This is a genomic window from Paraburkholderia sp. Clong3 (genome assembly GCF_050436485.1).
GTDB classification, from domain to species: Bacteria; Pseudomonadota; Gammaproteobacteria; order Burkholderiales; family Burkholderiaceae; genus Paraburkholderia; species Paraburkholderia tuberum.
Map to the genome: position 1 here is coordinate 1883806 of NZ_JBNDMH010000002.1, position 26120 is coordinate 1909925.

At 61.8% G+C, this 26120-nt stretch carries 21 protein-coding genes, 2 tRNA genes and 2 rRNA genes; 12 read left to right on the plus strand and 13 right to left on the minus strand.

Annotated elements, in window-relative coordinates; genetic code table 11:
- Positions 1-34 precede the first annotated feature (34 nt).
- The 5 genes from OKW30_RS12885 to OKW30_RS12905 all read right to left on the minus strand — a co-directional run bounded on the left by OKW30_RS12885 (position 35) and on the right by OKW30_RS12905 (position 6773).
- A 23S ribosomal RNA gene (locus tag OKW30_RS12885) occupies positions 35-3020 on the minus strand.
- Positions 3021-3364: 344 nt separating this feature from the next.
- A tRNA-Ala gene (locus OKW30_RS12890) sits at positions 3365-3440 on the minus strand.
- Between the two features lie 53 nt (positions 3441-3493).
- A tRNA-Ile gene (locus OKW30_RS12895) sits at positions 3494-3570 on the minus strand.
- A gap of 76 nt (positions 3571-3646) precedes the next feature.
- Positions 3647-5179, minus strand: a 16S ribosomal RNA gene (locus tag OKW30_RS12900).
- Together the 16S and 23S rRNA genes with 2 tRNA genes alongside form the textbook arrangement of a ribosomal RNA operon.
- A gap of 478 nt (positions 5180-5657) precedes the next feature.
- A complete protein-coding gene (locus OKW30_RS12905) occupies positions 5658-6773 on the minus strand; it encodes an AI-2E family transporter (protein WP_429347749.1) in 1116 nt (371 codons plus the stop codon).
- A gap of 272 nt (positions 6774-7045) precedes the next feature.
- On the opposite strand from OKW30_RS12905, the gene OKW30_RS12910 reads away from it, so the two are divergent.
- From OKW30_RS12910 to OKW30_RS12925, 4 genes are all read left to right on the plus strand, one after another.
- Positions 7046-8260, plus strand: a complete 1215-nt coding sequence (locus OKW30_RS12910; protein WP_184028728.1) for a DUF2863 family protein — start codon at positions 7046-7048, stop codon at positions 8258-8260.
- 213 nt (positions 8261-8473) lie between these two features.
- Positions 8474-9355, plus strand: coding sequence for a response regulator transcription factor (locus OKW30_RS12915; RefSeq protein ID WP_090803814.1), 882 nt, complete (start codon positions 8474-8476; stop codon positions 9353-9355).
- Between the two features lie 120 nt (positions 9356-9475).
- Positions 9476-10150 carry an energy-coupling factor ABC transporter permease gene (locus OKW30_RS12920; RefSeq protein WP_184028785.1) on the plus strand — a complete coding sequence of 225 codons (675 nt, stop codon included), beginning with the start codon at positions 9476-9478 and terminating at the stop codon, positions 10148-10150.
- A gap of 174 nt (positions 10151-10324) precedes the next feature.
- Complete coding sequence (locus OKW30_RS12925; protein WP_429346863.1) at positions 10325-10942, plus strand: BspC domain-containing protein; 618 nt, start codon at positions 10325-10327, stop codon at positions 10940-10942.
- 112 nt (positions 10943-11054) lie between these two features.
- On the opposite strand, the gene OKW30_RS12930 is transcribed toward OKW30_RS12925, so the two are convergent.
- Together OKW30_RS12930 and yaaA are read right to left on the minus strand one after the other, a co-directional pair.
- Positions 11055-12221 (minus strand): M14 family metallopeptidase, encoded by a 1167-nt coding sequence (locus OKW30_RS12930; protein ID WP_429346864.1) that lies wholly within the window; start codon positions 12219-12221, stop codon positions 11055-11057.
- A gap of 51 nt (positions 12222-12272) precedes the next feature.
- Positions 12273-13055 (minus strand): peroxide stress protein YaaA, encoded by a 783-nt coding sequence (gene yaaA, locus OKW30_RS12935; protein WP_429346865.1) that lies wholly within the window; start codon positions 13053-13055, stop codon positions 12273-12275.
- A gap of 57 nt (positions 13056-13112) precedes the next feature.
- On the opposite strand from yaaA, the gene OKW30_RS12940 reads away from it, so the two are divergent.
- Both OKW30_RS12940 and OKW30_RS12945 read left to right on the plus strand, forming a co-directional pair.
- Positions 13113-13619 (plus strand): putative toxin-antitoxin system toxin component, PIN family, encoded by a 507-nt coding sequence (locus OKW30_RS12940; protein ID WP_429346866.1) that lies wholly within the window; start codon positions 13113-13115, stop codon positions 13617-13619.
- 186 nt (positions 13620-13805) lie between these two features.
- A complete protein-coding gene (locus tag OKW30_RS12945) occupies positions 13806-14978 on the plus strand; it encodes a pyridoxal phosphate-dependent aminotransferase (protein ID WP_187626995.1) in 1173 nt (390 codons plus the stop codon).
- Positions 14979-15087: 109 nt separating this feature from the next.
- Here OKW30_RS12945 and OKW30_RS12950 read toward each other — a convergent pair whose 3' ends face one another.
- Complete coding sequence (locus tag OKW30_RS12950) at positions 15088-15735, minus strand: glutathione S-transferase (RefSeq protein WP_090803802.1); 648 nt, start codon at positions 15733-15735, stop codon at positions 15088-15090.
- Between the two features lie 128 nt (positions 15736-15863).
- Between OKW30_RS12950 and OKW30_RS12955 the strand changes: the two genes are divergently transcribed.
- The 6 genes from OKW30_RS12955 (at position 15864) to OKW30_RS12980 (ending at position 22216) form a co-directional block, all read left to right on the plus strand.
- Entirely contained in the window at positions 15864-17420 is a 1557-nt protein-coding gene (locus tag OKW30_RS12955; protein ID WP_429346867.1) for a 3-hydroxyacyl-CoA dehydrogenase, read from the plus strand.
- Positions 17417-18205, plus strand: a complete 789-nt coding sequence (locus OKW30_RS12960) for an oxepin-CoA hydrolase, alternative type (protein ID WP_090803799.1) — start codon at positions 17417-17419, stop codon at positions 18203-18205. Before OKW30_RS12955 ends, OKW30_RS12960 begins: the two co-directional genes overlap by 4 nt.
- Before the next feature lie 21 nt (positions 18206-18226).
- Entirely contained in the window at positions 18227-18943 is a 717-nt protein-coding gene (locus OKW30_RS12965) for a histidine phosphatase family protein (RefSeq protein WP_429346868.1), read from the plus strand.
- 20 nt (positions 18944-18963) lie between these two features.
- Positions 18964-20070, plus strand: coding sequence for a phosphotransferase (locus tag OKW30_RS12970; RefSeq protein ID WP_184059299.1), 1107 nt, complete (start codon positions 18964-18966; stop codon positions 20068-20070).
- A 57-nt stretch (positions 20071-20127) separates the two neighbouring features.
- On the plus strand, positions 20128-21387 hold the full coding sequence (locus tag OKW30_RS12975; protein ID WP_184072128.1) for an acyl-CoA dehydrogenase family protein: 1260 nt from the start codon (positions 20128-20130) through the stop codon (positions 21385-21387).
- Between the two features lie 127 nt (positions 21388-21514).
- On the plus strand, positions 21515-22216 hold the full coding sequence (locus OKW30_RS12980) for a glutathione binding-like protein (protein ID WP_429346869.1): 702 nt from the start codon (positions 21515-21517) through the stop codon (positions 22214-22216).
- Positions 22217-22312: 96 nt separating this feature from the next.
- On the opposite strand, the gene OKW30_RS12985 is transcribed toward OKW30_RS12980, so the two are convergent.
- Genes OKW30_RS12985 through OKW30_RS13005 form a run of 5 tightly spaced genes read right to left on the minus strand, consistent with a single transcriptional unit; the run spans position 22313 to position 26086 of the window.
- Positions 22313-22789, minus strand: coding sequence for a MaoC family dehydratase (locus OKW30_RS12985; protein WP_184072126.1), 477 nt, complete (start codon positions 22787-22789; stop codon positions 22313-22315).
- On the minus strand, positions 22786-23244 hold the full coding sequence (locus OKW30_RS12990; protein WP_090803790.1) for a MaoC family dehydratase: 459 nt from the start codon (positions 23242-23244) through the stop codon (positions 22786-22788). Before OKW30_RS12990 ends, OKW30_RS12985 begins: the two co-directional genes overlap by 4 nt.
- Positions 23245-23277: 33 nt before the next feature.
- Entirely contained in the window at positions 23278-24405 is a 1128-nt protein-coding gene (locus OKW30_RS12995; RefSeq protein ID WP_429346870.1) for an acyl-CoA dehydrogenase family protein, read from the minus strand.
- Positions 24406-24415: 10 nt separating this feature from the next.
- Complete coding sequence (locus tag OKW30_RS13000) at positions 24416-25612, minus strand: acyl-CoA dehydrogenase family protein (RefSeq protein WP_090803787.1); 1197 nt, start codon at positions 25610-25612, stop codon at positions 24416-24418.
- Between the two features lie 48 nt (positions 25613-25660).
- Positions 25661-26086, minus strand: coding sequence for a DUF1178 family protein (locus OKW30_RS13005; RefSeq protein ID WP_184072125.1), 426 nt, complete (start codon positions 26084-26086; stop codon positions 25661-25663).
- Positions 26087-26120: the final 34 nt, after the last annotated feature.

Here is a 26120-nt window from a genome sequence, read left to right on the forward strand (position 1 = left end):
CAGGCACTAACGCCGGTCGAGACACACCTGTTATAGGATCAAGCCTTACGGGCAATTAGTATCAGTTAGCTCAGTACATTACTGTACGTGCACACCTGACCTATCAACGTCCTGGTCTTGAACGACCCTTCAAGGGGCTCGAAGCCCCGGGGATATCTCATCTTAAGGCGAGTTTCCCGCTTAGATGCTTTCAGCGGTTATCTCTTCCGAACATAGCTACCCGGCGATGCCACTGGCGTGACAACCGGTACACCAGAGGTTCGTCCACTCCGGTCCTCTCGTACTAGGAGCAGCCCCCTTCAAATATCCAGCGCCCACGGCAGATAGGGACCAAACTGTCTCACGACGTTTTAAACCCAGCTCACGTACCTCTTTAAATGGCGAACAGCCATACCCTTGGGACCGGCTACAGCCCCAGGATGAGATGAGCCGACATCGAGGTGCCAAACACCGCCGTCGATATGAACTCTTGGGCGGTATCAGCCTGTTATCCCCAGAGTACCTTTTATCCGTTGAGCGATGGCCCTTCCATACAGAACCACCGGATCACTATGACCTGCTTTCGCACCTGTTCGACTTGTCAGTCTCACAGTCAAGCACGCTTATGCCATTGCACTATCAGCACGATTTCCGACCGTACCTAGCGTACCTTCGTACTCCTCCGTTACACTTTGGGAGGAGACCGCCCCAGTCAAACTGCCTACCATGCACTGTCCCCGACCCGGATCACGGGCCAAGGTTAGAACCTCAAACAGATCAGGGTGGTATTTCAAGGACGGCTCCATTGAGACTGGCGTCCCAACTTCATAGCCTCCCACCTATCCTACACAGACCGGTTCAAAGTCCAATGCAAAGCTACAGTAAAGGTTCATGGGGTCTTTCCGTCTAGCCGCGGGGAGATTGCATCATCACAAACACTTCAACTTCGCTGAGTCTCGGGAGGAGACAGTGTGGCCATCGTTACGCCATTCGTGCAGGTCGGAACTTACCCGACAAGGAATTTCGCTACCTTAGGACCGTTATAGTTACGGCCGCCGTTTACCGGGACTTCAATCAGGAGCTTGCACCCCATCATTTAATCTTCCGGCACCGGGCAGGCGTCACACCCTATACGTCCACTTTCGTGTTTGCAGAGTGCTGTGTTTTTATTAAACAGTCGCAGCCACCAGTTTATTGCAACCCTTTCACCCTTCTGGCGCAGGCCAGTCAGGCTATGAGGGCGTACCTTATCCCGAAGTTACGGTACCAATTTGCCGAGTTCCTTCTCCCGAGTTCTCTCAAGCGCCTTAGAATACTCATCTCGCCCACCTGTGTCGGTTTGCGGTACGGTCACTGTGAAACTGAAGCTTAGAGGCTTTTCCTGGAACCCCTTCCAGTTGCTTCGCCACCGAAGTGGCTCGCCTCGCACCCTTGAATTGCGCGCCCGGATTTGCCAAAGCGCCTTCTCCAATGCAAGGACCGGGACTTCCAACACCCGGACAACCTTCCGCGATCCGTCCCCCCATCGCATTTCACAATGGTGCAGAAATATTAATCTGCTTCCCATCAGCTACGCATTTCTGCCTCGCCTTAGGGGCCGACTCACCCTACGCCGATGAACGTTGCGTAGGAAACCTTGGGCTTACGGCGAGGGGGCCTTTCACCCCCTTTATCGCTACTCATGTCAGCATTCGCACTTCCGATACCTCCAGCACACTTTCCAGTGCACCTTCGCAGGCTTACGGAACGCTCTCCTACCATGCACATTACTGTGCATCCGCAGCTTCGGTATATGACTTAGCCCCGTTACATCTTCCGCGCAGGACGACTCGATCAGTGAGCTATTACGCTTTCTTTAAAGGGTGGCTGCTTCTAAGCCAACCTCCTGACTGTTTTAGCCTTCCCACTTCGTTTCCCACTTAGCCATATTTGGGGACCTTAGCTGGCGGTCTGGGTTGTTTCCCTCTTGACACCGGACGTTAGCACCCGATGTCTGTCTCCCGTGATTGCACTCTTCGGTATTCGGAGTTTGCTATGGCGTAGTAATCCGCAATGGACCCCACAACCATGACAGTGCTCTACCCCCGAAGGTGACACACGAGGCACTACCTAAATAGTTTTCGGAGAGAACCAGCTATTTCCAGGTTTGTTTAGCCTTTCACCCCTATCCACAGCTCATCCCCTAACTTTTCAACGTTAGTGGGTTCGGTCCTCCAGCACGTGTTACCGTGCCTTCAACCTGGCCATGGATAGATCACCTGGTTTCGGGTCTACACCCAGCGACTGGACGCCCTGTTCGGACTCGCTTTCGCTACGCCTGCCCTAATCGGTTAAGCTCGCCACTGAATGTAAGTCGCTGACCCATTATACAAAAGGTACGCCGTCACCCCGCTTTAAGCGCTCTCGCGCTTAAATCCACTTCAAGCGCGCAGTGGTCATGTTTCAGACTTGATGTCTTTTGACGCATTCATTTCATGAATGCGTCGAAAGCGCTTAAAGCGGGGCTCCGACTGTTTGTATGCATGCGGTTTCAGGATCTGTTTCACTCCCCTCCCGGGGTTCTTTTCGCCTTTCCCTCACGGTACTGGTTCACTATCGGTCGATCACGAGTATTTAGCCTTGGAGGATGGTCCCCCCATCTTCAGACAGGATTTCACGTGTCCCGCCCTACTTCTCGTACACCCAGTTCTTCCATGCTGTTTTCGTCTACAGGGCTATCACCTGCTATGGCCGCACTTTCCAGAGCGTTCGACTAACAATACAGATAACGTGTACCGGCTGATCCCATTTCGCTCGCCACTACTCTGGGAATCTCGGTTGATTTCTTTTCCTGCGGTTACTTAGATGTTTCAGTTCACCGCGTTCGCTTCACGTAGCCTATGGATTCAGCTACGGATACTCCATTAGGAGTGGGTTTCCCCATTCGGACATCTCCGGATCAATGCTCGTTTGCCAGCTCCCCGGAGCTTTTCGCAGGCTACCGCGTCCTTCATCGCCTGTGATCGCCAAGGCATCCACCACATGCACTTGTTCGCTTGACCCTATAACGGGTGTGTCTCTGTGTCGACCCACGTTAGCGCTTTAGCGCTTACGTGGGTCCCATCCCCGGAGGGGATAGACGCACTCGCTACAGGTTGAGTATTCGTGTTGCGCCGTATTCCAAGGCAATCTTTCGATCACCTTTAAAATACATCGATACAATCACAACCCTGATTCACCTACTCGGCACCCATCTCCAGGTGCCTTTCGTGAATCTCTTTACTACTTCTTCCTGATTGTTAAAGAACGGCAGCCGGTATGAAGCCTGTGCCTCATACCGCTCTGACTGGCTCAATCGCCAATGCGCAACGCTCTGCCTTCAGGCAGAACCCTGCGCATTGAGGATTGGTGGAGGATGACGGGATCGAACCGACGACCCCCTGCTTGCAAAGCAGGTGCTCTCCCAGCTGAGCTAATCCCCCAGTCCCACAGATATTCCAGCGGCCCCGGCCCTTCAGCTCACCAGACAAGACCGTGGTGGGTCTGGATGGATTCGAACCATCGACCCCCGCCTTATCAAGACGGTGCTCTAACCGGCTGAGCTACAGACCCCTGAAGTCTGTCTGCGTTTCTTCTAACCACAGCCGATAAGCGTGAGCACTTGAGTGCAATGAATGCACAGCTCTGGAAAGGAGGTGATCCAGCCGCACCTTCCGATACGGCTACCTTGTTACGACTTCACCCCAGTCATGAATCCTACCGTGGTGACCGTCCTCCTTGCGGTTAGACTAGCCACTTCTGGTAAAACCCACTCCCATGGTGTGACGGGCGGTGTGTACAAGACCCGGGAACGTATTCACCGCGGCATGCTGATCCGCGATTACTAGCGATTCCAGCTTCACGCACCCGAGTTGCAGAGTGCGATCCGGACTACGATCGGTTTTCTGGGATTGGCTCCACCTCGCGGCTTGGCAACCCTCTGTTCCGACCATTGTATGACGTGTGAAGCCCTACCCATAAGGGCCATGAGGACTTGACGTCATCCCCACCTTCCTCCGGTTTGTCACCGGCAGTCTCCCTGGAGTGCTCTTGCGTAGCAACTAGGGACAAGGGTTGCGCTCGTTGCGGGACTTAACCCAACATCTCACGACACGAGCTGACGACAGCCATGCAGCACCTGTGTTATGGCTCCCTTTCGGGCACGCCCGCCTCTCGGCAGGATTCCATACATGTCAAGGGTAGGTAAGGTTTTTCGCGTTGCATCGAATTAATCCACATCATCCACCGCTTGTGCGGGTCCCCGTCAATTCCTTTGAGTTTTAATCTTGCGACCGTACTCCCCAGGCGGTCAACTTCACGCGTTAGCTACGTTACCAAGCCAATGAAGGCCCGACAACCAGTTGACATCGTTTAGGGCGTGGACTACCAGGGTATCTAATCCTGTTTGCTCCCCACGCTTTCGTGCATGAGCGTCAGTATTGGCCCAGGGGGCTGCCTTCGCCATCGGTGTTCCTCCACATCTCTACGCATTTCACTGCTACACGTGGAATTCCACCCCCCTCTGCCATACTCCAGCGCTGCAGTCACCAATGCAGTTCCCAGGTTAAGCCCGGGGATTTCACATCGGTCTTACAGCACCGCCTGCGCACGCTTTACGCCCAGTAATTCCGATTAACGCTCGCACCCTACGTATTACCGCGGCTGCTGGCACGTAGTTAGCCGGTGCTTATTCTTCCGGTACCGTCATCCCTCACGGATATTAGCCACGAGGTTTTCTTTCCGGACAAAAGTGCTTTACAACCCGAAGGCCTTCTTCACACACGCGGCATTGCTGGATCAGGCTTGCGCCCATTGTCCAAAATTCCCCACTGCTGCCTCCCGTAGGAGTCTGGGCCGTGTCTCAGTCCCAGTGTGGCTGGTCGTCCTCTCAGACCAGCTACAGATCGTCGGCTTGGTAGGCCTTTACCCCACCAACTACCTAATCTGCCATCGGCCGCCCCTTGAGCGCGAGGTCCCGAAAGATCCCCCGCTTTCCTCTCCCGAGCGTATGCGGTATTAATCCGGCTTTCGCCGGGCTATCCCCCACTCCAGGACACGTTCCGATGTATTACTCACCCGTTCGCCACTCGCCACCAGACCGAAGTCCGTGCTGCCGTTCGACTTGCATGTGTAAGGCATGCCGCCAGCGTTCAATCTGAGCCAGGATCAAACTCTTCAGTTCAAACCTGTTACTGTGTTCGGGCTCTCTCGAACCCGGTCGCTCACTCAACGTACTGACGATGATTGATCCGTCTTTCGACAGACAAACCTTCCTCTAATACTGTGTGAGGCTTCTGATACTTCTGCCTGACAGCAGACTCCGGAGAATCCGCCGCCGCATTCCGCATCAAGCGCCCACACTTATCGACTGTTAGTTTTTAAAGATCGGTCCGCCAAACCCGCCGTGCCTGAACCACCTGAACCACCACCACCCGGCACCGCTTCGTTTGCGTCGCTGCGTCTGCAGCAGAGAAACGAGATTATGGAGAGCTTCCGTCGGATCGTCAACAGGTTTTTATCACTCGCTTAACCTGCCCACGCCGCTGAAGCCCACGCCATCAAAGGCTTCCCGCTTCTCCGCACCCCGGCGTCCGGAGCGCGAAAGAGCGGAATCCTAGTCGCCGCAGCCAGAACTTGCAAGCGAAATCCTGGGGGTTTCCTTAGGGGATCTTTCCCATACGGCCCGGGTCATCTATCGATGGGGTTTTCACTTCGGGCGCCAGCGTCTGGACGGCGGATGCGCCGATCGTCCAATCATGCAGCACGGTATAAGCGACCGCCAGCAACGTCGGGCCGATGAAAACACCAAGAAAACCAAACGCAAACGCGCCGCCGAGGATGCCGAGCATCACCAGAATCAACGGCATGTCACTGTTTTTGCCAATCAGGATCGGCTTGATGACGTTGTCGGCCATGCCGACTACCAGCAGGCCCCATATGACCACAAAAATCGCCCATCCAGTCGACCCGCTCTGATACAGCCAGATCGCTGCCGGCAACCAGACAATGACCGGACCGCCCGGCACCACCGACAGAAAAAACGTCACGAGCCCGAGCAACGCCGGCGCCGGTACGCCCGCCATCCAGAAACCGAATCCCGCGAGAACCGCCTGTACGAGGGCCGTACCAAGAATCCCGTAGACCACCCCCTTCACCGTGCTGCCCGCCAGCGCCAGCAGATACTCGGCGCGCTCACCGGCTACTCGACGCATGCCGGCTTTCAGCCAGGCGGCCGCCCCCTCGCCACCGGTATAAAAGAAGAACGCGAGCACGATGCTCAACGCCAGCAGCCCCAGCCCATGCGTCACCGCAAGCGCCGCCGCCAGAATCCACTTCCCAGCCGGAGCGGCGAGCGTGCGCAATTGCGCGATCAACTCGGAATTGCTGCTGGTCAAGCGCTCCCAAAAGGCCCCGATGCTCGAACCAACCAGCGGGATCCGCTGCACCCACGGCGGCAGATCGGGCAACCCCGACTCGAAAAGTCTTTGCACCAGCGCAACGATGTCGTGAACATGCGCGCCGAACGCGAAACCCGCATAGACGAACGGCCCGAGCACCACGACCAGAATAATCAGCACGATCAAGGTCGCGGCCAGCTTGCGCCGCCCGCCGACCACGCCAGTGAGTCGCCGGTAGAGTCCCCAGGAACTGTAGCTGAGGATGGCGCCCCACAGCAGCGCGGTCGTAAATGGCGCCAGCACCAGCAACGACCCACCCACGAGCACAATCAATGCGAATACCGCGGCAAGTCGCTCGATCAGTTGGTCAGATTTCACGATGAATCTCCTAATGCGCCAGACCGTGGCAATGACATGACACACGCCCGTCAGGCGCCCGCTGAACGCCGTCAGTATAGAAGCGAGTTGGGCGTCCGGGGTGTCTTATACCATCCCGCCAGGGTGTTGCGAGTCGCTTGCGACTGTACCGGTGGCGACCGCATTTTTTGAGATGAAAGCGCCCAAATTGCCCGGAGATTGCTGGCCAATCCATATAGCTGCCTGGAAAAGACTAGAATATAAGGTTCCGTGCCCCCAATTTTTCTGGATTTATGCGCTCGCGAATCACCAAACGTCTCCCTCCCGACGCCGACAAGCTCGTCGGTCTCTCGCTCGCGCTTTTCGCGTCGGGCAGCCGTACCGAAGATCGCTTCTGGGAAGCGAAGCTCGACGCGCTGCTGGCCAAAGTCGTGCGCAACGCCAACCAGACTACGCTGGACGCCGCGCTCGACCATCTGCAGCAAAACCATCCGGATGCCTACGGCGCGCTGGCCGACATGGCGGAAACGCACAGCGAATCGTTCGTGATCGAACATGAAGGCGTGTCTTATGAGGCGCTGCTGATCGCCGCGCCTGTGCTCGCCTGGACCCGCTACGTGATTCCGTCCGGCCCGCTCAAGTCCGACGCCGCCGACGCCCTGCGCGCGCACCTGCAAGCGCACGTGCTCGCCGCCAACACGCGCGTGGCAATGGCTCCGTTCCTGTTCAGCATCGACCAGTTGCCGCGCCATCACGTCGAAACGTGGCGCATCGCCCAGCAACTTGCGCAAGCCGCGGTCAGCGGCGGCAACGCGAAGCTCAATTTCGGCGAACTGCCGGAGACCTCGCCGATTCTGGCGGACCCGCGCTTTTTGCTTGCCGTAGTCGCCGCTCCCGTCGGCGACGCGACGTTCCGCTGGCAGGAAGAAGAGCACGGCACTCGCATCGAGCGCGGCCAATGTCTCGAGCAATGGGCCACCCAAGGCGGCGCGAATCTGTCGGTTGTGCTGCCGGGCTGCGAATTCGAATGTCTGCTGCCGGATGCGTACTACTCGGCGTGCCGCGACGCCGATGAAAGTGTGCGTCCGCACACCGTGCGTACCGCCGTGCGTTATCTTTTCGACACTATTGGCGCGGCGCCGCAGGATCTGCGCGCGGTGGTCGCCGGCTTCGGCGAACGGCGCATCGACGAATACCGCGTCGGCTTCACGCGCAAGGGCAGCAACGACGTGATCTACGGTGTCGTATGGCCACTCTACGGCCGCGAAAACGGCGAGGCGGGCATCGACGAGGAGCCGGAGGAAATCACCGGCTCGGACGAACCGCTCGAGGAAATCGTCGCGCTGCTCAAGGAAACCGGCATCACGGATGTGCGCCGCCACGCGGGCCGCTTCGAGCCGGAATATTGCGACGACTGCGGCGTGCCGCTGTATGCGGACCCGCTCGGCGAAATCGTCCACGCGGAAATGCCCGAAGACGCCGAGCCCGCGCAACCCCATTTCCATTGACACCGAAGTCGACATCCCTGCCTTATCGCAAAAAAGCCCCGTATATACGGGGCTTTTTTGTTGATTGCCCGCATTTCTTATGCCTTTTGGACAGCCGTCAAAACGAAGGGAATTTGTCATCATAGGCACGGTGACGCATCGCCGTGATCGAGTCAGCTCCACGAGTCCCACAGATGCGTCGCGCCATTTCGCCCGATACATCTGGAGACATGCATGCGCTTCGCGATTCTCAATTCAAACGCAGAACGACGTGATGGACTCAAGGCCTTGCTGCGGCAGATCGACCGGCTGGCACGCTTCACAGAAGCCGATGAATGGCGTCTGCTCGAACGTCCGTTCAAGCGTTATCGGCCTGATCTCGTCGTGATCGACTGGGAGGACTGGATGTCGGTTGCGCAGGTGCGTGCGTTGCTCAGCCACTTTCCGGACCTGCGCATCAGCGTGCTCACCGACGGGACTTTGCCCGCGCTCGTGCGCGCGCTGATGGACGAAGGTGTGCTCGGCGTTGTTCCACGCGACACCGATCCCTGCCTGATCGTGCGCGCATTGGAAATGGTGCTGCTCGGCGGTCACTACGTGCCGCCCGGCGCGCTGGCGATCGATCCGCCGCTGCCGACCGACACCGCGATCCGTACGTTCGACGAAGAAAGTCCGCCGCCCCGCCGCAACAAACTCTCGGGCGGGCTATCACCGCGGCAGGAGCAGATCATGCGCTGCGTGCACATGGGCAGCACCAACAAGATGATCGCGCGCACGCTCGGCATTAGCGAAGGTACGGTCAAGATCCACCTGACGAGCATATTCCAGCAACTTGGTGCGCCCAATCGCGCCGCGGCGGTCGCGCTTTACAACGGATGGCTCACGAATCATTTGCAAGTGCTGCGCAACAACGGCGAGCACAGCGCGCGGCCGGTCATCCGCGGGCAGCCTGGCCCAGTTCCGCTCCGGCGCCGCACACGTGCGCGCTTCCAGTATCCGTTGCCGGGCAGCGACACCAGCAGCGCGCTACCGATGGCCGCGGAGCCCGCCACGTCGTACGGTGAGGCCCCACCCGGCCGGCCCGCGCGGAAGTCGGTCGGGCCGGGTTCCGCATGACGAGGGGCGCGGGGCACGCCGCGCGCATGGGTTGGAACGTCCGCATGCGCGCAGCGTCGAGGGTGGGCTGGCATGGAATCCGCTCACACCTTTTCTCGTCCAACGAGTAATATGAGACACATGGGTTTCCTCTACACACCGCTTCCGTTTTGGGTCGCTGTCGGTGGCTGGATTGCCACTGCGATGGTGATCGCGCTCGCGCTGTGGAAAAAACCTTTCAAAAGACTTCAGGACGGCACGCTCCAGCATGTCTGGCTCGCGATAATCGTCGCGGTGTCGGTGCTGTGGTCGAGCAACGCCTGGCTCGACGACGGCACCGTGATGCACCTGCTCGGCGCCACGCTCGTCGTCACGCTGTTCGACTGGGGGCTCGCCCTGATCGCGATGGCGGTGGTCGCGGGGCTGGCCGCCGTCGTCTTCGATGCGCCGTGGCAGGGCATCGCGCTGACGTTCCTCGTGTACGGAGCCCTGCCCGTCGCCATCTCGACCTTGCTCCAGCGCATCTGCACCGCGTGGCTACCGCGCAATCTTTTCATGTTCATCTTCGGCCAGGGCTTCGTTTCGCCCGCCATTGCCGTGTCGTTGACGGCCGCGGCAGCGCTCGGCATCCATATCGTCGTGTCCGGCGGTTCGATGACCGTGGTGCCGATCGGCTACGCGCTCAGCGTGCTGCTGCTCGCCACCGGCGAAGCATGGTTCACTGGCATGGCGACCGCGCTGATCGCGGTCTACCGTCCCGCATGGGTGACCACCTACGACGTGCGGCGCTATCGTCTGGGCGGCCCGCGCACCTGAGAATGCGCGCTTTGACGTCGCGTGCGGCGCATCTGTGATAATCAGCGCCTCGTCACTGGAGACTTTCCGGGCGCCCCCATCAGGACAAGGCAGAATATTTGCAGCAACATTGAACTCAACCCTTGCGCGCGGCATCTTATTTGCCTCATCTCCTATTTGCGTCTAAAGAACTAGATGGATCGCACCAATGTACCGAGCCGGTTGCTGCGGGTGATCGGCCGGTTGGCAGCCTGCGCAGCGGGTCTCTCGCTCATCTGCGCGGCTCCCGCATTCGCTGATCAGCTCGAACAGCACAACGACCTCGTCAATAGATTTATCACCGAAATGCACGCGGATCCGCTCGTCGCGGACTGCGCCGCGCATGGCGACTTCGTCGCGAGCACGTCGACCGCTTTCGACCACGTCGAATTCCCGTCCAGTTCGTTCGACAGTGCGCACTCGTCGGTCACGCCATGGAACGACTCGTTCGACGAAGGCAAGCAGCGCGTCAAGGTGGACAGCATCGTCACCGTCGAGGGCGTCGGCGTGCGCGAGGACAACTCGGGCGAGCCGGCCGATCTGAAATTCCGCTGCGGCTACGTCGGCTCGCAGATGCTCGCATTCAGCTGGAACGATCCGGTACCGCCAAACCGCGCGCATAGCGCGGGATCGGGCCAGCACAAAGGCGGCAAAGGCAAGCACGCGGTCGGCGGCAAGACGTCGAAGAAGTCGTCGAAGACAGGCTCGGGCCAATCGTCGCGCACGACGTCGAGCAAAACGGCAAACAAGAACTCGAAGAAGAAGAGCCAATGACATCTGGCGCTGATCGAGCCGCGCCACCGTCCGATCAGTCGCCCCAATAAAAAAACGAGGCACGCACTTTTGCCGTGCGCGCCTCGTTTTTTGTGTCCATCCGTCCGCTTCTTCAGGCGAACGTCTCCACGTGTCGCAGGATCGCTTGCAACATTGCGGCGCCAAGCGATGCGCTGCGCTCGCCGTTCCAGCCGACCCGCTCGTCGGGCAGATTTGCGTTGTCCTTGAACGGCATTTCCAACGTCAACGACAGACAGCCGAATTCGTTGCCGATGTACTTCGACGCGAGCTTCAACGCATCCTCGCGATACTTGCTCGCCGCATAGCCATACTTGTCCTGAAAATCCGGACTCGCGTGCTTGAACGCCTCGATGAACGCCGTCTGCTCGCGGCTCTGCCGCTCGGTGAAGCCCGGCAACATTTCGGAGCCCGCGACGAACACATACGGCAATGCCTCGTCGCCATGAATATCGAAGAACAGGTCGCAGCCTATCGCATGAATCGCGTCGCGCACCACCAGCACCTCGGGACTGCGCGCGGCGTCCGGCTCCATCCATTCGCGATTCAGGTTCGCGCCGGCCGCGTTGGTGCGCAGATTGCCGCGCACGCTGCCGTCCGGATTCATGTTCGGCACGATGTGAAACACCGCATGATCGTAGAGCTTGCGCGCGACCGGGTCGCCCGCCCAATCGCCCCAACCGGCGAGGCGCTTCACGAACCCCTCGATGAACCATTCGGCCATCGTCTCGCCCGGATGCTGCCGGGCAATCAGCCAGATGTTCTTTTTGGGCGCGGCGTTGGCGGCATCGTTGGCGGGCGGCGTGCCGAGCGTGAGCAGCGAAATCGGCCGGCCTTCGACCGTCTTGCCGAGTTCGGTCAGCGACGCGTGCGGCATCTGCTGCACGGCGCCGAGAAACTCCGCATGACGCTCCTCGCTGTACGGTTCGAAGTACGCGTAGTAGATGCTGTCGAAATCGGGCGTATGGTCGATCGTCAGCACGCGGCCGTCGTACGACGTCGGCACGCGAAACCAGTTCACGCGGTCGTAGCTTGCGACCGCCCGATAGTCGCGCCAGCCCTCCGCGAACGCGCACGCGGCGGCGTTCTCGAAGGTCATCACGCAGCGCTCGCCCGCCGCGCCCGACAGGCGGAAATAGAACCACTGCGCAAACTCGGCGTGGCTGTCGGGCCGTACGCGCAGGCGAATATTGCCGGCGTCCTCGCAGGACAGCACATCAACTGCGCCTGCGTCGAAATTGCTCGTAATCGATAACGTCATCGGAGTCTTCCCTGCCTGAATTCACGCTGCCTTTTTAGCGCAGCGGCACGTTTATTCCGCAACGCGGCGGCGAAATACGAAAGTGGAGTCGTTCGAGGCTTCGGCACAGAACGCGTAGCCTTCGGTCTCGAAGTCCTTCAACTGCTCGGGACGATCGAGGCGATTTTCCACCGCGAAGCGCGCCATCAAGCCGCGCGCGCGTTTTGCATGGAAGCTGATGATTTTGTAGCGGCCGCCCTTCCAGTCTTCGAACACCGGCGTGACGACCGGCGCGTCGAGCAGCTTCGGCTTGACCGACTTGAAGTATTCGCCCGATGCGCAATTGACCAGCACGCGCGAGGTGGCCGCATTCTTCTTCAACTGCGCGTTCAACGCGTGCGTGATCCGCTCGCCCCAGAACGCGTACAGATCCTTGCCGCGCGGGTTGACGAAACGCGTGCCCATTTCGAGCCGGTACGGCTGCAGCAGATCGAGCGGACGCAGCAGGCCGTAGAGGCCCGACAGCACCCGCACGTGATTCTGCGCATAGTCGAGATCGGCTGACGACAACGTCTTCGCATCGAAACCTTCGTACACGTCGCCGTTGAAAGCGAGCACAGCCTGCTTGGCGTTGTGCATGCCGAATTGCGGCGACCAGTCCGCGTAACGCTGAAAATTGAGGTGCGCGAGCTGATCGGAAATGCTCATCAGCGAAGCGATCTGTTGCGGCGACAAACGGCGCAGGCCGCTGATCAGTTCGGCGGCGTCATCGACGAAATCGGGGATCGTGTGCTTTTTGACGTGCGGCGGGGTGTCGTAGTCGAGCGATTTCGCCGGCGACAGAACGATTATCATAGAGGCTTGCAGGCACGCCGTGCCTGGCGGTCAAAGACGAAAGCCCGATTGTAACGAATGCCCGGTTCCCTCGCCTCAAGCGGCGCGTTGCGCGTCGTACTCGATTCCAATGTCTGGATCGACATACTCGTATTCGACGACCCTCACACGCGGCCGATCGCCGCCGCGCTCGAAAGCGGCGCGCTCGCCGCGCTGATCGACGCGCGCTGCCTCGCCGAGCTCGCCTACGTGCTCGACTATCCGCAGTTCGCGCACCGCATTGTCGACAAAGCCGCTGCGCTCGCGGTCGTCGCGCGGCTGGCGCAACTGGTCGAGCCGTGTGAGCCGACCGAGTCCGCCGCCGACGCGCGGCCGCTGCCCCAATGCAAGGATCGCGACGATCAGAAGTTTCTCGAGCTTGCGCATGCGGCGCAGGCCGACTGGCTCGTGTCGAAAGACCGTGCGGTGCTGAAGCTCGCGAAACGGATCGCGCGCGACTTCGGCTTCAGGATCGCGCAACCGGCACCGTTCGTCGCGGCAATCGGCATCGCGCAGAATGCTGGGGGCGAGCCCGTCAACGCGTGAATCCGACCGTCCGGGTGGCGCGTTGAGCCGAGCGCATGTTGAAGGTTCATCGTCAGGCGGCTTCTGACGATCAACGTGACACCCGCGGCGCGCACAGCGTGTCGCGATTCCCTACAATCAGGCTTCGCCCTTCGCAACGACAGTTCGAGAACCGGCCCACCTTATCGCACTGCTACCCACAACGCCATGAACGCACCGCACGACACGCCCACGAGCCCCACGTTTCCGTCTCGCCTGCCGAACGTCGGCACGACGATTTTCACCGTGATGAGCGCGCTCGCCGCGGAAAAAGGCGCGGTGAATCTGGGTCAGGGCTTTCCCGACTTCGCCTGCGATCCGCGCATCGTCGACGCGGTCGCGAACGCGATGCGCGACGGTCACAACCAGTATCCGCCGATGGCCGGTGTGCTGCCGCTGCGTCAGGCGATTTCGGACAAGATCGCGAATCTGTACGGCCGCCACTACGACGCCAATAGCGAAATCACCGTGACCGCGGGCGCCACACAGGCGTTGCTGACCGCGATTCTCTGCACTGTCCATCCCGGCGACGAAGTGATCGTGATCGAACCGACCTACGACAGCTATCTGCCGTCGATCGAACTCGCGGGCGGCAAGCCGGTTTTCGTCACGCTCGACGCACCCGACTACGCGATCCGGTTCGACAAGCTCGCCGCCGCGATCACGCCGAAGACGCGGCTCATCATGATCAACACGCCGCACAATCCGACCGGCACCGTGTGGCGCGAACAGGACATGCGCAAGCTCGAGGAGATCGTGCGCGGCACCAACGTGCTGATCCTGTCCGACGAGGTGTACGAGCACATGGTCTACGACGGCGCGCCGCATGAAAGCGTCGCGCGTTATCCGGAACTCGCGCAGCGCAGCTTCGTCGTGTCGAGCTTCGGCAAGACCTACCACGTGACGGGCTGGAAAGTCGGCTATGTGGCCGCGCCCGCCGCGCTGAGCGCCGAGTTCCGCAAGGTGCACCAGTTCAACGTGTTCACCGTCAACACACCGATGCAGATCGGCCTCGCCGATTACATGAAGGACCCGGCGCCGTACGTGGAGCTACCGGCGTTCTATCAGCGCAAGCGCGATTTCTTCCACGCGGGCCTCGCGAATTCGCGCTTCAGGCTGCTGCCGTGCACGGGCACGTATTTTCAATGCGTCGACTATTCGGCGATCAGCGACCTGCCCGAAGCCGAATTCGCGCAATGGCTGACCGGCGAAATCGGCGTCGCGGCGATTCCGGTCTCGGCGTTCTATCACGAGGCGCACGAGTCGGGCGTGGTGCGCTTTTGCTTCGCCAAGCAGGAAGGCACGCTCGCTACCGCGCTCGAACGGCTCGCGCGGCTCTAGGATGCCTTGCGCGATGCCACGAACGAACCCACGTTACTTGCCATCGCGCGGCGCGGCACGGGTGTGCGCTTCGCACCCATGCGCGCTTCATGGCACTGCGCTCATTCCCTCAGGACGCACGCGACGCCGCGACACAGGCCTTGCGATCCTCCGTCACGCGCTGCGCAGCCGGCCGCGGGTTGATCGTCTTCACGTAGCGCTTCCAGTCGATCCCCGCTTCGAGCAGAAGATCGCGGCCGTAAATGGTCTGTGTCGCCATACCGACGAGCGGCAGGCTCACGTAGCCGGCGGTATCCGCCACGCTGAATTGCTCGCCGCACAGATACGGCGAGAACTTCGCGATCCGTTTGAAACCGGCGATGTGATGCGTGAGCAGCTTCTCGACGCGCCCTTTGGTCGCGTCGCTGACCGTGCCGCCGAAAAACGCTTCCTTGTACAGATTGCGCACTGTCAGCTCGAGATGTACATCGACGAAAAAGATCATTTCGCGTTCCTTGGCGGCCTGCCACGGATCGGCGCAGAAGATCCGCTTGTCGGGAAAACGCGCAGCCAGATATTCGACGATGCACTGCGACTCGCAGAGGTCGCCGTGCTCGGTCTGCAGATATGGCACCTTGCCGAGCGGCGAATGCTCGAGCAGCGCTTCTTCCTGACTCGGCTTCACGAACTGCTCCTCGAACTCGATGCCATGTTCGAGCAGCACGAACTTGACCTTGTTGTAGTAGTTGGACAGCGCAAAACCGCACAGCTTGATCATGGGGTGTCTCCTTGTGTCATGGTGTGTGAGACCGCGCGTCGAGGTTGAAGTAGCGGCTTTCCATCGAATCATCCAAGAAATTGCACGATCGTGCTATTCTAAAATAACCCATGGAGTCGGGCATCACAATGAACTCTCGCAATTTCAGCATCGAGACCATCGGCATCGTCGGCACCGGCGCGATGGGCCGCGGTATCGCGCAAATCGCGGCGCTCGCTGGCCTGCGCGTGCGGCTCTACGACACCAACGCGGCCGCCGTCGGCGCCGCGCGCGACTATCTCGCGGAGACTTTCGCCAAATTGACGGCCAAAGGCAAGCTGGAGCAGTCGCGCTCGCTCGCCGCGCTCGCCAACGTGAGCGGCGTGCAGGCGATCAGCGAGCTGGTCGGCTGCGATCTCGTCATCGAGGCGATCGTCGAAAAGCTCGAGGTGAAGCAGGCGCTGTTTCGCGAGCTCGAAACGGTGGTCAGCGGCCGCTGCATCCTCGCGTCGAATACGTCGTCGCTGTCGATCACCGCGATTGCCGCGGGATGCACCGATCCGTCGCGCGTGGTCGGCTATCACTTCTTCAATCCGGTGCCACTGATGAAGGTCGTCGAAGTGATCGACGGCCTGCGCAGCGACCCCGAAGCCGGCGACGCGCTGATGGAACTCGCGCGCCGCATGGGCCACACGCCGGTGCGCGCGAAGGACATGCCGGGCTTCATCGTCAATCACGCGGGCCGCGGCATGAATACCGAGGGCTTGCGCGTGGCGGGCGAAGGCGTCGCGAGCTTTGCGGACATCGACCGCATCATGCGCGAGCAGGCCGGCTTTCGCCTCGGGCCGTTCGAGCTGCTGGACCTGACCGCGCTCGACGTGTCGCATCCGGTGATGGAGTCGATCTATCACCAGTTCTACGAAGAACCGCGTTACACGCCGTCGCCGATCACGGGCAGGCGGCTATCGGGCGGACTGCTCGGCCGCAAGAGCGGCGAAGGTTTCTATCGCTACGTGGACGGTAAGCAGCAGGTTGCCGCCGAAGCGCCCGCGCCGACCACGCTGCCGCAAAGCGTGTGGGTCAGCCAACGCGACCGCGACGCGTATGAGGCCGTCGTGCAACTGGTCGGCAAAGCGGGCGTACAGCTCGACGAAGGCGCGACGCCCGCCGCCGGTTCGCTGATCGTCGTCACGCCGTTCGGCCACGACGCGACCACGGCCGCGGTCGACGAAGCGCTCGACGCGAGCCGCGTCGTCGCCGTCGATGCCCTATTCCCGCTCGTCGGCGCGCAACGCCGCACGCTGATGACCACGCCGGCCACGACACGCGCCGCGCGCGATAGCGCGCATGCGCTGTTCGCCGCCGACGGCATCCCCGTCACCGTGATCCGCGATTCGACCGGCTTCGTCGCGCAGCGGGTGGTCGCGACGATCGTCAACATCGGCTGCGACATCGCGCAGAAGCAGATCGCGACGCCGGAGGACATCGACCTCGCCGTCATGCTCGGCCTCGGCTACCCGCGCGGACCGCTCGCGCTCGGCGACGCGCTCGGCGCCACCACCATTCTCACGATCCTGCGCAACATGCACAGCGTGCTCGGCGAACCGCGCTATCGTCCGTCGCCATGGCTCGCAAGACGCGCGCAACTCGGCCTCGCGCTCACGCAGCGCGACGCCGCCGACATCCCAACGGAGACCCAATCATGAGCGCCGCCCTGCTCGCTTCACGCCCGGCCAGCAGCGAATCCACACTGGTCCTCACGCTGTCGAACCCCGGTGCGCGCAACGCGCTGCATCCGGACATGTACGCCGCGGGCATCGAGGCATTCGATACCGTCGAGCGCGATCCGTCGATTCGCGCCGTCGTGATCACCGGCGCCGATAACTTCTTTTGCGCAGGCGGCAACCTGAACCGCCTGCTCGAAAATCGCGCGAAAGATCCCTCCGTGCAAGCCGATAGCATCGACATGCTCGCTCAATGGATTTCGGCACTGCGGCTATCGTCGAAGCCGGTCATTGCCGCGGTGGAAGGCGCGGCGGCCGGCGCCGGATTTTCGCTCGCGCTCGCCTGCGATCTGATCGTCGCCGCGGACAACGCCAAATTCGCGATGTCCTACGCGCGCGTCGGCCTGACGCCCGACGGCGGCGGCTCGTGGTTTCTCGCCGAGGCGCTGCCGCGCCAGCTGGCCACCGAGGTACTGATCGAAGCCAAGCCGATCGGCGCCGCGCGTCTGCACGAACTCGGCGTCGTCAACCGGCTCACGAAAGCCGGCACCGCGCTCGATAACGCGCTCGCGTGGGCCGACGAGCTCGGCGCGATTTCGCCCAATTCGGTCGCGCGCATCAAGGGGCTGATCGCCGCGGCCGGTACGCAGCCGCTCGCGGATCATCTGGTCGCCGAGCGCGATAACTTCGTCGCGTCGCTGCATCATCGCGACGGTCTCGAAGGCATCACCGCGTTCCTCGAAAAACGCGCCCCCATCTACAAATAAACGACGACAGAGCCGCCCGACATGCCCGACTACCAACTGCCGAAACGTCGCCGCATCTTCCTGATGCGTCACGGCGACGTCACCTACTTCGACGACTCCGGCCGCGCGATCGATCCCGAAACCGTGCCGCTGAACGCGAACGGCCGCGAGCAGGCGAGCGCGGCGGGCCGCGTGTTCGCCGAACAGCAGGTGCGCTTCGACCGCGTGATCGTCAGCGGCTTGCCCCGCACGATCGAAACCGCGCGGCGCGTGCTTGCCGAAACGGGTCAGCAGATCGAGCCCGAAATCGAGCCCGCGTGGCAAGAAATTCGCGGCGGACGGCTCGGCGGCATACCGCCGAGCGATATCGAGGCCGCCTTTCTCGGCGTGTTCGACGGCATCGTGCCGGAAAGCATGCGCTTTCTCGACGGCGAAACGATCGGCGAGCTGTTCGATCGCATTTTGCCGGCCGTCACGGCGCTGCGCGAAGACACCTCGTGGGACACTGCGTTGCTGGTGCTGCACGGCGGCGTCAATCGCGCGATCCTGTCGCACGCGCTAACGGCCGGCGGCCGCACGTTCTTCGGTCATCTGGCGCAGGCGACCGGCTGCATCAATGCGCTCGACGTCGGCGCCGCGCCGCGCGACTGGGTGCTGCGCATGCTCAACTATTCACCGCCGTCGCCGTTGCATCGCGACGTTCGCAACACCACGATGGAAATGCTCTACGCACAATTCATCCGATACCAGCGTAGCTGACACCGAACTGGAGGAGACACATGGCGCAAGCCACGCAGACCGGCGAACCCGCACGCAGACAGGACTACTCGGCTTTCGAGGGCACCCGCCCGGTCAACGAGCGGCAACGCTTCGACAACGACGCGCTCGCCGCGTGGCTGGCCGGACATGTCGACGGATTCGAGGGGCCGCTCACGCTCGAGCAATTCGCGGGCGGACAATCCAATCCCACGTTCAAGCTGATCACGCCGTCGCGCGCGTACGTGATGCGCGCGAAGCCCGGACCCGCGGCGAAGCTGCTGCCGTCCGCGCATGCGATCGAACGCGAATATCGCGTGATGCACGCGCTCGCCGACACCGACGTGCCGGTCGCACACATGCTCGCGCTGTGCGAGGACGAAAGCGTGATCGGTCGCGCGTTCTACGTGATGGAGTTCGTGGAAGGCCGCGTGCTGTGGGATCAATCGCTGCCCGGCATGACGCCCACCGAGCGCGCGGCGATCTACGACGAAATGAATCGCGTGATCGCGGCGTTGCACAGTGTCGACGCCGCCACCGCCGGCCTCGCCGACTACGGTAAGCCAGGCAATTACTTCGCGCGCCAGATCGGCCGCTGGAGCAAGCAGTATCTGGCGTCCGAGACCGAGCCGATCGACGCGATGCACCGGCTGATCGAATGGCTGCCGCAGCATATGCCGGCCGAGACGAACGAGCGCGTGTCGGTCGTGCATGGCGACTATCGGCTCGACAATCTGATTTTCGATCGCAACGAGCCGCGCGTGCTCGCGGTGCTCGACTGGGAACTGTCGACGCTCGGCGATCCGCTCGCCGACTTTGCTTACCACTGCATGGCGTGGCATGTCGACCCCACGCAGTTCCGCGGCATCGCGGGACTCGATTGGGCCGCGCTCGGCATTCCCGATGAAGCGCGGTACGTCGAGCGCTATTGCCAACGCACCGGTTTCGAGATTCGTGGCGACTGGAATTTCTATCTGGCCTACAACATGTTCCGCATCGCAGCGATCCTGCAAGGGATCATGAAGCGCGTCGTCGACGGTACCGCATCGAACGCGCAGGCGCTCGACGCCGGCCGGCGCGCGAAGCCGATGGCCGAACTCGCCTGGCACTATGCGCAGAAGGTTCTCTAGACACAAGGGCGCGCCCTGCTCCCCATCATTCGCAGTCCGTTACCCGCGAGGTCCAAGATGAATTTCGATTACACCCCGAAGGTCCAGGCGTTGCGCGAAAAACTGCTCGCCTTTTTCGACGAGCACATTTACCCGAACGAACAGGCGTTCTATGCGGAGATCGCGCGCAACCGCCAGAACGGCAACGCATGGGTGCCGACCGAACTGGTCGAGCAACTCAAGCAGAAGGCGCGCGACGCCGGTCTGTGGAATCTGTTCCTACCGCAATCGGAGCGCGGCGCGGGCCTGACGAATCTCGAATACGCGCCGCTGTGCGAGATCATGGGCCGTGTGCCGTGGGCGCCGGAAGTGTTCAACTGCAACGCGCCGGACACCGGCAACATGGAGACGATCGAGCGCTACGGCAGCGAAGAGAACAAGCGCGAGTGGCTCGAACCGCTGCTGCAAGGGCAGATCCGTTCGGCGTTTCTGATGACGGAGCCAGAGGTCGCGTCGTCGGATGCGACGAACATCCAGACTAGCATCGTGCGCGATGGCGACCATTACGTGATCAACGGTCACAAGTGGTGGTCGTCGGGCGCGGGCGATCCGCGCTGCAAGGTCTATATCGTGATGGGCAAGACCGATCCCGACGCACCGCGCCATCAGCAGCAGTCGATGATCCTCGTGCCCGCCGACGCCACCGGCATCACCGTGCATCGCCCGCTCACGGTGTTCGGTTACGACGACGCGCCGCACGGCCACATGGAGATCACACTCGACAACGTGCGCGTGCCCGCTACCAACATGCTGCTCGGCGAAGGCCGTGGCTTCGAGATCGCGCAAGGCCGTCTCGGCCCGGGACGCATCCACCACTGCATGCGCCTGATCGGTCTCGCCGAACGCGCGCTCGAATTGATGGCGAAGCGCTCGCTGCAGCGTGTCGCGTTCGGCAAGCCGGTGGCGTCGCAAGGGGTCACGCAGGAGCGTCTTGCCGAGGCGCGCTGCATGATCGAGCAAGCGCGTCTGCTCACGCTGAAGACCGCGTACATGATGGATACCGTCGGCAACAAGGGCGCGCGCGGCGAGATCGCGATGATCAAGGTGGTCGCGCCGAACATGGCGTGTCAGGTGATCGACTGGGCGATTCAGGCGCATGGCGGCGGCGGCGTCAGCGACGATTTTCCGCTCGCGTATGCCTATGCGTCGGCGCGCACGCTGCGTTTCGCCGACGGCCCCGACGAAGTGCATCGCAACGCGATCGCCAAGCTCGAACTTGCGCGCCATATGGATGCGGGCGCGGCGGCTCGCGTTGAGATGCCGGTCACACGCGTTTGAGTGCTTCGGCTCGGTGTGAGCGTGGGGACTGAGCCCGCGGCAAGCAGCGTCGCGCGATCTATGCTCTAATTTTCGGCAACGGCGGCGCCCTCTTTGCGGCGCCGCTTCGACGAACAAAGGAGCCAGGATGATCGACGTCTATAGCTGGGCAACCCCGAACGGCCACAAGATTCATATCATGCTCGAGGAAACGGGCCTACCCTACAACGTGCATGCCGTGAACATCGGTGCCGGCGACCAGTTCAAGCCGGAATTTCTCGCCATCAGTCCCAACAACAAGATTCCCGCGATCGTCGATTCCGAAGGTCCGAAAGGCGCCGACGGCCGGCCCTTCGCGCTATTCGAATCGGGCGCAATCCTGATTTATCTGGCCGAGAAAACCGGCAAGTTTCTACCGAGCGATCCGGCCGCGCGCTACGCGGCACTGCAATGGCTGATGTTCCAGATGGGCGGCCTCGGTCCGATGCTGGGGCAAACGCATCACTTCCGCGTGTATGCACCCGAGCAGATCGAATACGCGGTCAATCGCTACACCAATGAGGCGCGACGTCTGTACGGCGTGATGGACACGCAACTCGGCAAGACGCGGTACCTCGCGGGCAACGACTATACGATCGCGGACATCGCCGCGTTTCCGTGGACCCGTTCGTGGAAAAATCAGGGCATCGAGCTCGAGACCTTGCCGAACGTGAAGCGCTGGCATGAAGAGATCGCTGCGCGGCCGGCGGTGGTGCGCGGCGTCGACGTGCTGGCGTCGGCGCGCGCGCCGCTGACGGACGACAAGGCGAAAGAGGTGCTGTTTGGTGCGACGCAGTACGCGAAACACTAGTTTCGGCCGTCTCGCTGACGGCTCGACACAAACAGAAAGCGCGAGCGGCATGCCTGCCGGCTCGCGCTTTTTCATTTCGTCTGCGAAGGGAAAACGCTAGAAGTAATGCCGCGTGATGAACTCCGCGACGCACACCGGTCGTTCGCTGCCCTGACACTCCAGCGTCACGTTCCACGCGAGTTGCACGCCGCTGTTGTCGACGTCGGTCACCGACTCGACGGCGAACTTCCCGCGCAGCGACGACCCCACGAGTACCGGCGACATGAAACGCACGCGGTTCAAGCCATAGTTGACACCCATGCGCTGCTCGATCTTCACCGTTTTGCCGAGCAAAGCCGGAATCAGCGACAGCGTCAAAAACCCATGCGCGACCGGGCCGCCAAACGGCGATTCGCGTTTGGCCCGCTCGGGATCGATGTGAATCCACTGATGATCGCCGGTTGCCTCGGCGAAACGGTCGACCCTCTCCTGATCGACGCTCAGCCACTCGCTGACGAGCGGCTCGGCGCCGATGAGCGCGCGCAAAGCACCCGCATTGTCGAAAGCGACCAGCGTCGCCGCGCTCGCCGTCATGCCGCCGCTCCCGGATTGCGCAGGCCGAACATGCCGTTCGAGCGCACGGTGATCACCGTTTCGCCGTGCTGATTGATGCCCTCCCAGCGTGTCGACACGATGCCGCGATCCGGCTTGCTCTGCGACACGCGCTTGTCGACGATGACGTTCATCATCGTGATCGTGTCGCCGACTCGTACCGGCTTGAGCCAGCGGATCTCGTCGATCCCGGGCGAACCCATCGATGTCGAATCCGCCAGTACCTTGCGCACGAGCATGCCCATCATTACCGAGCAGGTGTGCCAACCACTCGCGACGAGGCCGCGGAATGGCGATTCGGCCGCGGCGGCTTCGTCGAGATGAAACGGCTGCGGATCGAACTTCTGCGCGAACTCGACAATCTCCTCGCGCGTGAACATGTGCTTGCCGATTTCGCGGCTCGAGCCCACTTCCATGTCTTCGAAACTGATTTTCATCGTGCACCTCCTTTGTCCGGTGGAACGGCCCGATCAGTCTTCGGCGACCGCAAATCCGGGCAGCGTGGCAAACCGCGCGAGATGATGATCGACGTCGCCGAGCGTGGTCCCGATGATCGCGAGGCGCTTGAACAGATGCGCGGCCGCCACTTCGTTCGTGACACCCATGCCGCCGTGCAACTGCACCGCCTGTTGACCAACGAAACGCGCGGCCTGGCCGACCCGAACTTTTGCCGCGGAGATCGCTCGACGGCGCTCGTTCGCGTCTTCACTCGCGTAGCGCATCGCAGCCAGATACGTGATCGAGCGCGCCTGCTCCGCGTGGATCAGCATCTCGACCATGCGATGCTGCAACGCCTGGAAACGCGCGATCGGCTGGCCGAACTGCTGGCGCGTTTTGGTGTACTCGACGGTGGCGTGATTGAGCGCGTCGAGCGCGCCGAGCGCTTCCGCGCACAGCAGCAGCGTGCCGTAGTCGGCGATCTGCTCGAGGGTTGCCGCCCCCGCGTGTTCGCCGGCGAGCCGGCGCGCGGGCGTGCCATTGAATTCGAGCGTCGCGGCGCGTTGACCGTCGATCGTGCGGTACTCGGTGAGCGTGACGCCGGCCGCGTCACGCGCGACGACAAAGAGTGCGATCTCGCCATCGAGGCGCGCCGGCACGATCCAGTGGTCCGCCTGCGCGCCGTGCAGCACGACCGATTTGGTGCCGCTCAGCGTGTGCTGCGCACCCTGCCCGCTCGCGGTCGTCGCGACGTCGAACAGATCGTAGCGCGCATGCGGCTCGTGAAACGCCACGGCCAGCCTCGCTTCGCCCTGGGCCGCCCGTTCGAGCAGCGCGGCATCTTCGCCGTCGCCGGTGCCGGCAAGGCGCAGCGCTTCGATGCCGACCGCGGTCGCCCAAAACGGCTCGACGACGAGCGCGCGGCCGAGCTCCTGCATGACCACGAGCATGTCGATCGGACCACCGTTGAAGCCGCCTTGCGTTTCCGGCACCGGCAACGCGGTCAGCCCCAGTTCGGTGAACGCGGCCCAGTGCACAGCCGATACGCCCGCCTCCGAGCGCACGATCTGCTGGCGCGCTTCGAAGCCGTAGCTCCTGTCGAGATAGCGGCGCAGCGCATCGGCAAATTGCTGTTGTTCGTCGTTGAAAGTGAAGTCCATGCGCCGCTCCTCAAAGTCCGAGAATCATCTGCGCGATGATGTTCTTTTGAATTTCGTTCGAGCCGCCGTAAATCGACGTCTTGCGGAAGTTGAAGTAGTACGCGGCAAGCGGCGCGGCATCGTCGTCGCCGGCAAGACTGTGCTCGCGTTCGCCTTCTAGGAACGGCACGTCGAACGGCGCGGCCAGCGGGCCGATTGCTTCGAACATCAGCTCGGTGAGCCCCTGTTGCACTTCCGTGCCCTTGATCTTCAGCATCGACGCTTCCGGGCCCGGGCCGCGACCGCCCGCCTCGTTGGCTACCACCCGTTGCACGGTGACTTCCAGCGCCATCAACTCGATTTCGAGACTCGCTACCTTCGCCGCAAACACCGGATCGTGCAGCAGCGGCTTGCCGTTCTTTTTCTGATTCAGCGCGACACGCTTCAGAAACGCCAGCTCACGCTTCGACGCTCCGACTCGCGCAATGCCGGTACGCTCGTGGCCGAGCAGATATTTCGCATACGTCCAGCCGCGATTTTCTTCGCCGACGAGATTGTCGACCGGCACTTTGACGTCCTCGAAGAACACCTCGTTGACTTCGTGATCTTCGTCGAGCGTGATGATGGGCCGCACCGTGATGCCCGGGGTTTTCATATCGATCAGCAGGAACGAGATGCCCTCCTGCTTTTTGGCGCCGCTGTCGGTGCGCACGAGGCAGAACATCATGTCGGCGTGCTGGCCGAGCGTGGTCCAGGTCTTCTGGCCGTTGACCACGTAATGATCACCGACGCGCTCCGCGCGGGTGCGCAGCGACGCAAGGTCGGAACCCGATCCCGGTTCCGAGTAGCCCTGACACCACCAGTCCGTGCCGTCGAGAATACGCGGCAGATAGTGGCGCTTCTGCGCCTCGTTACCGTACTTCATCAGCACCGGCGCAACCATCGACACACCGAAAGGCAGCACGGAAGGTGCGCCGATACGCGCGCACTCTTCTTCCCAGATATGTCGTTGCGTCGCGTCCCAGCCGGGGCCGCCGTATTCGCGCGGCCACGCGACTGCCGACCAGCCTCGCGTGCCGAGCAGCCTGTGCCAGCTTGCGAAGTCTTCGCGGGAAAGCCGTTTGTGATTGAGAACCTTGTCGCTCAACTCGCGAGGCAGATTCGCTTCGAGCCAGGCGCGGATGTCGGCGCGGAACGCGTCTTCAGCGGGGGAATAGTCTAGATTCATGCGTAGTGTCTCCTGGCCGCCACCGCCCGGCCGCCTGGAGCCACCGCGCTATTGCAGTGGTTCCTTCAGCGCAGCTGGGACCGGCAGCGGCATCACTTCGATGCCTTCCTCGACCAAGGCACGCGCATCCTCCGGTGTCGTGACACCGCGAATACTGCGCACAGGCGCTTCGTTGTAGTGAATGCGTCGTGCTTCCTCGGCGAAGCGGTCGCCCACGTTCTCCGTCTTCTCCAGTACCTCGCGCAGCGCGCGCATCAGGTGCGCCTGCATTTGCTCCACGCCCGCCGGCGCCTTCGAGTCGGTCGCGCCCGACAGATTCAGACGCGGTGCCGACGGCAAACGGCTCACCTCGTTCGCACCGCAGATCGGACATTCGACGAGCTTGCGGGACTGCTGCGACTCGAAGTCATCGGTCGAAGCGAACCAGCCTTCGAACCGATGGCCATGCGGACACTGTAAATCGAGGACCTTCATGTGGAATCAGGGCTTGCGTGCCAGTTTAGCGCAA

What these genes read in the sequence shown, in the direction of transcription:
- OKW30_RS12975 (WP_184072128.1), top strand. Translation starts at nt 20,128, where the DNA reads ATGAATTTCGATTACACCCCGAAGGTCCAGGCGTTGCGCGAAAAACTG.
- yaaA (WP_429346865.1), bottom strand. Translation starts at nt 13,055, where the DNA reads ATGATAATCGTTCTGTCGCCGGCGAAATCGCTCGACTACGACACCCCG.
- OKW30_RS12950 (WP_090803802.1), bottom strand. Translation starts at nt 15,735, where the DNA reads ATGATCAAGCTGTGCGGTTTTGCGCTGTCCAACTACTACAACAAGGTC.
- OKW30_RS12965 (WP_429346868.1), top strand. Translation starts at nt 18,227, where the DNA reads ATGCCCGACTACCAACTGCCGAAACGTCGCCGCATCTTCCTGATGCGT.
- OKW30_RS12990 (WP_090803790.1), bottom strand. Translation starts at nt 23,244, where the DNA reads ATGAAAATCAGTTTCGAAGACATGGAAGTGGGCTCGAGCCGCGAAATC.
- OKW30_RS12920 (WP_184028785.1), top strand. Translation starts at nt 9,476, where the DNA reads ATGGGTTTCCTCTACACACCGCTTCCGTTTTGGGTCGCTGTCGGTGGC.
- OKW30_RS12995 (WP_429346870.1), bottom strand. Translation starts at nt 24,405, where the DNA reads ATGGACTTCACTTTCAACGACGAACAACAGCAATTTGCCGATGCGCTG.
- OKW30_RS13000 (WP_090803787.1), bottom strand. Translation starts at nt 25,612, where the DNA reads ATGAATCTAGACTATTCCCCCGCTGAAGACGCGTTCCGCGCCGACATC.
- OKW30_RS12970 (WP_184059299.1), top strand. Translation starts at nt 18,964, where the DNA reads ATGGCGCAAGCCACGCAGACCGGCGAACCCGCACGCAGACAGGACTAC.
- OKW30_RS12915 (WP_090803814.1), top strand. Translation starts at nt 8,474, where the DNA reads ATGCGCTTCGCGATTCTCAATTCAAACGCAGAACGACGTGATGGACTC.
- OKW30_RS13005 (WP_184072125.1), bottom strand. Translation starts at nt 26,086, where the DNA reads ATGAAGGTCCTCGATTTACAGTGTCCGCATGGCCATCGGTTCGAAGGC.
- OKW30_RS12945 (WP_187626995.1), top strand. Translation starts at nt 13,806, where the DNA reads ATGAACGCACCGCACGACACGCCCACGAGCCCCACGTTTCCGTCTCGC.
- OKW30_RS12925 (WP_429346863.1), top strand. Translation starts at nt 10,325, where the DNA reads ATGGATCGCACCAATGTACCGAGCCGGTTGCTGCGGGTGATCGGCCGG.
- OKW30_RS12955 (WP_429346867.1), top strand. Translation starts at nt 15,864, where the DNA reads ATGAACTCTCGCAATTTCAGCATCGAGACCATCGGCATCGTCGGCACC.
- OKW30_RS12985 (WP_184072126.1), bottom strand. Translation starts at nt 22,789, where the DNA reads ATGACGGCGAGCGCGGCGACGCTGGTCGCTTTCGACAATGCGGGTGCT.
- OKW30_RS12940 (WP_429346866.1), top strand. Translation starts at nt 13,113, where the DNA reads ATGCCCGGTTCCCTCGCCTCAAGCGGCGCGTTGCGCGTCGTACTCGAT.
- OKW30_RS12910 (WP_184028728.1), top strand. Translation starts at nt 7,046, where the DNA reads ATGCGCTCGCGAATCACCAAACGTCTCCCTCCCGACGCCGACAAGCTC.
- OKW30_RS12930 (WP_429346864.1), bottom strand. Translation starts at nt 12,221, where the DNA reads ATGACGTTATCGATTACGAGCAATTTCGACGCAGGCGCAGTTGATGTG.
- OKW30_RS12960 (WP_090803799.1), top strand. Translation starts at nt 17,417, where the DNA reads ATGAGCGCCGCCCTGCTCGCTTCACGCCCGGCCAGCAGCGAATCCACA.
- OKW30_RS12980 (WP_429346869.1), top strand. Translation starts at nt 21,515, where the DNA reads ATGATCGACGTCTATAGCTGGGCAACCCCGAACGGCCACAAGATTCAT.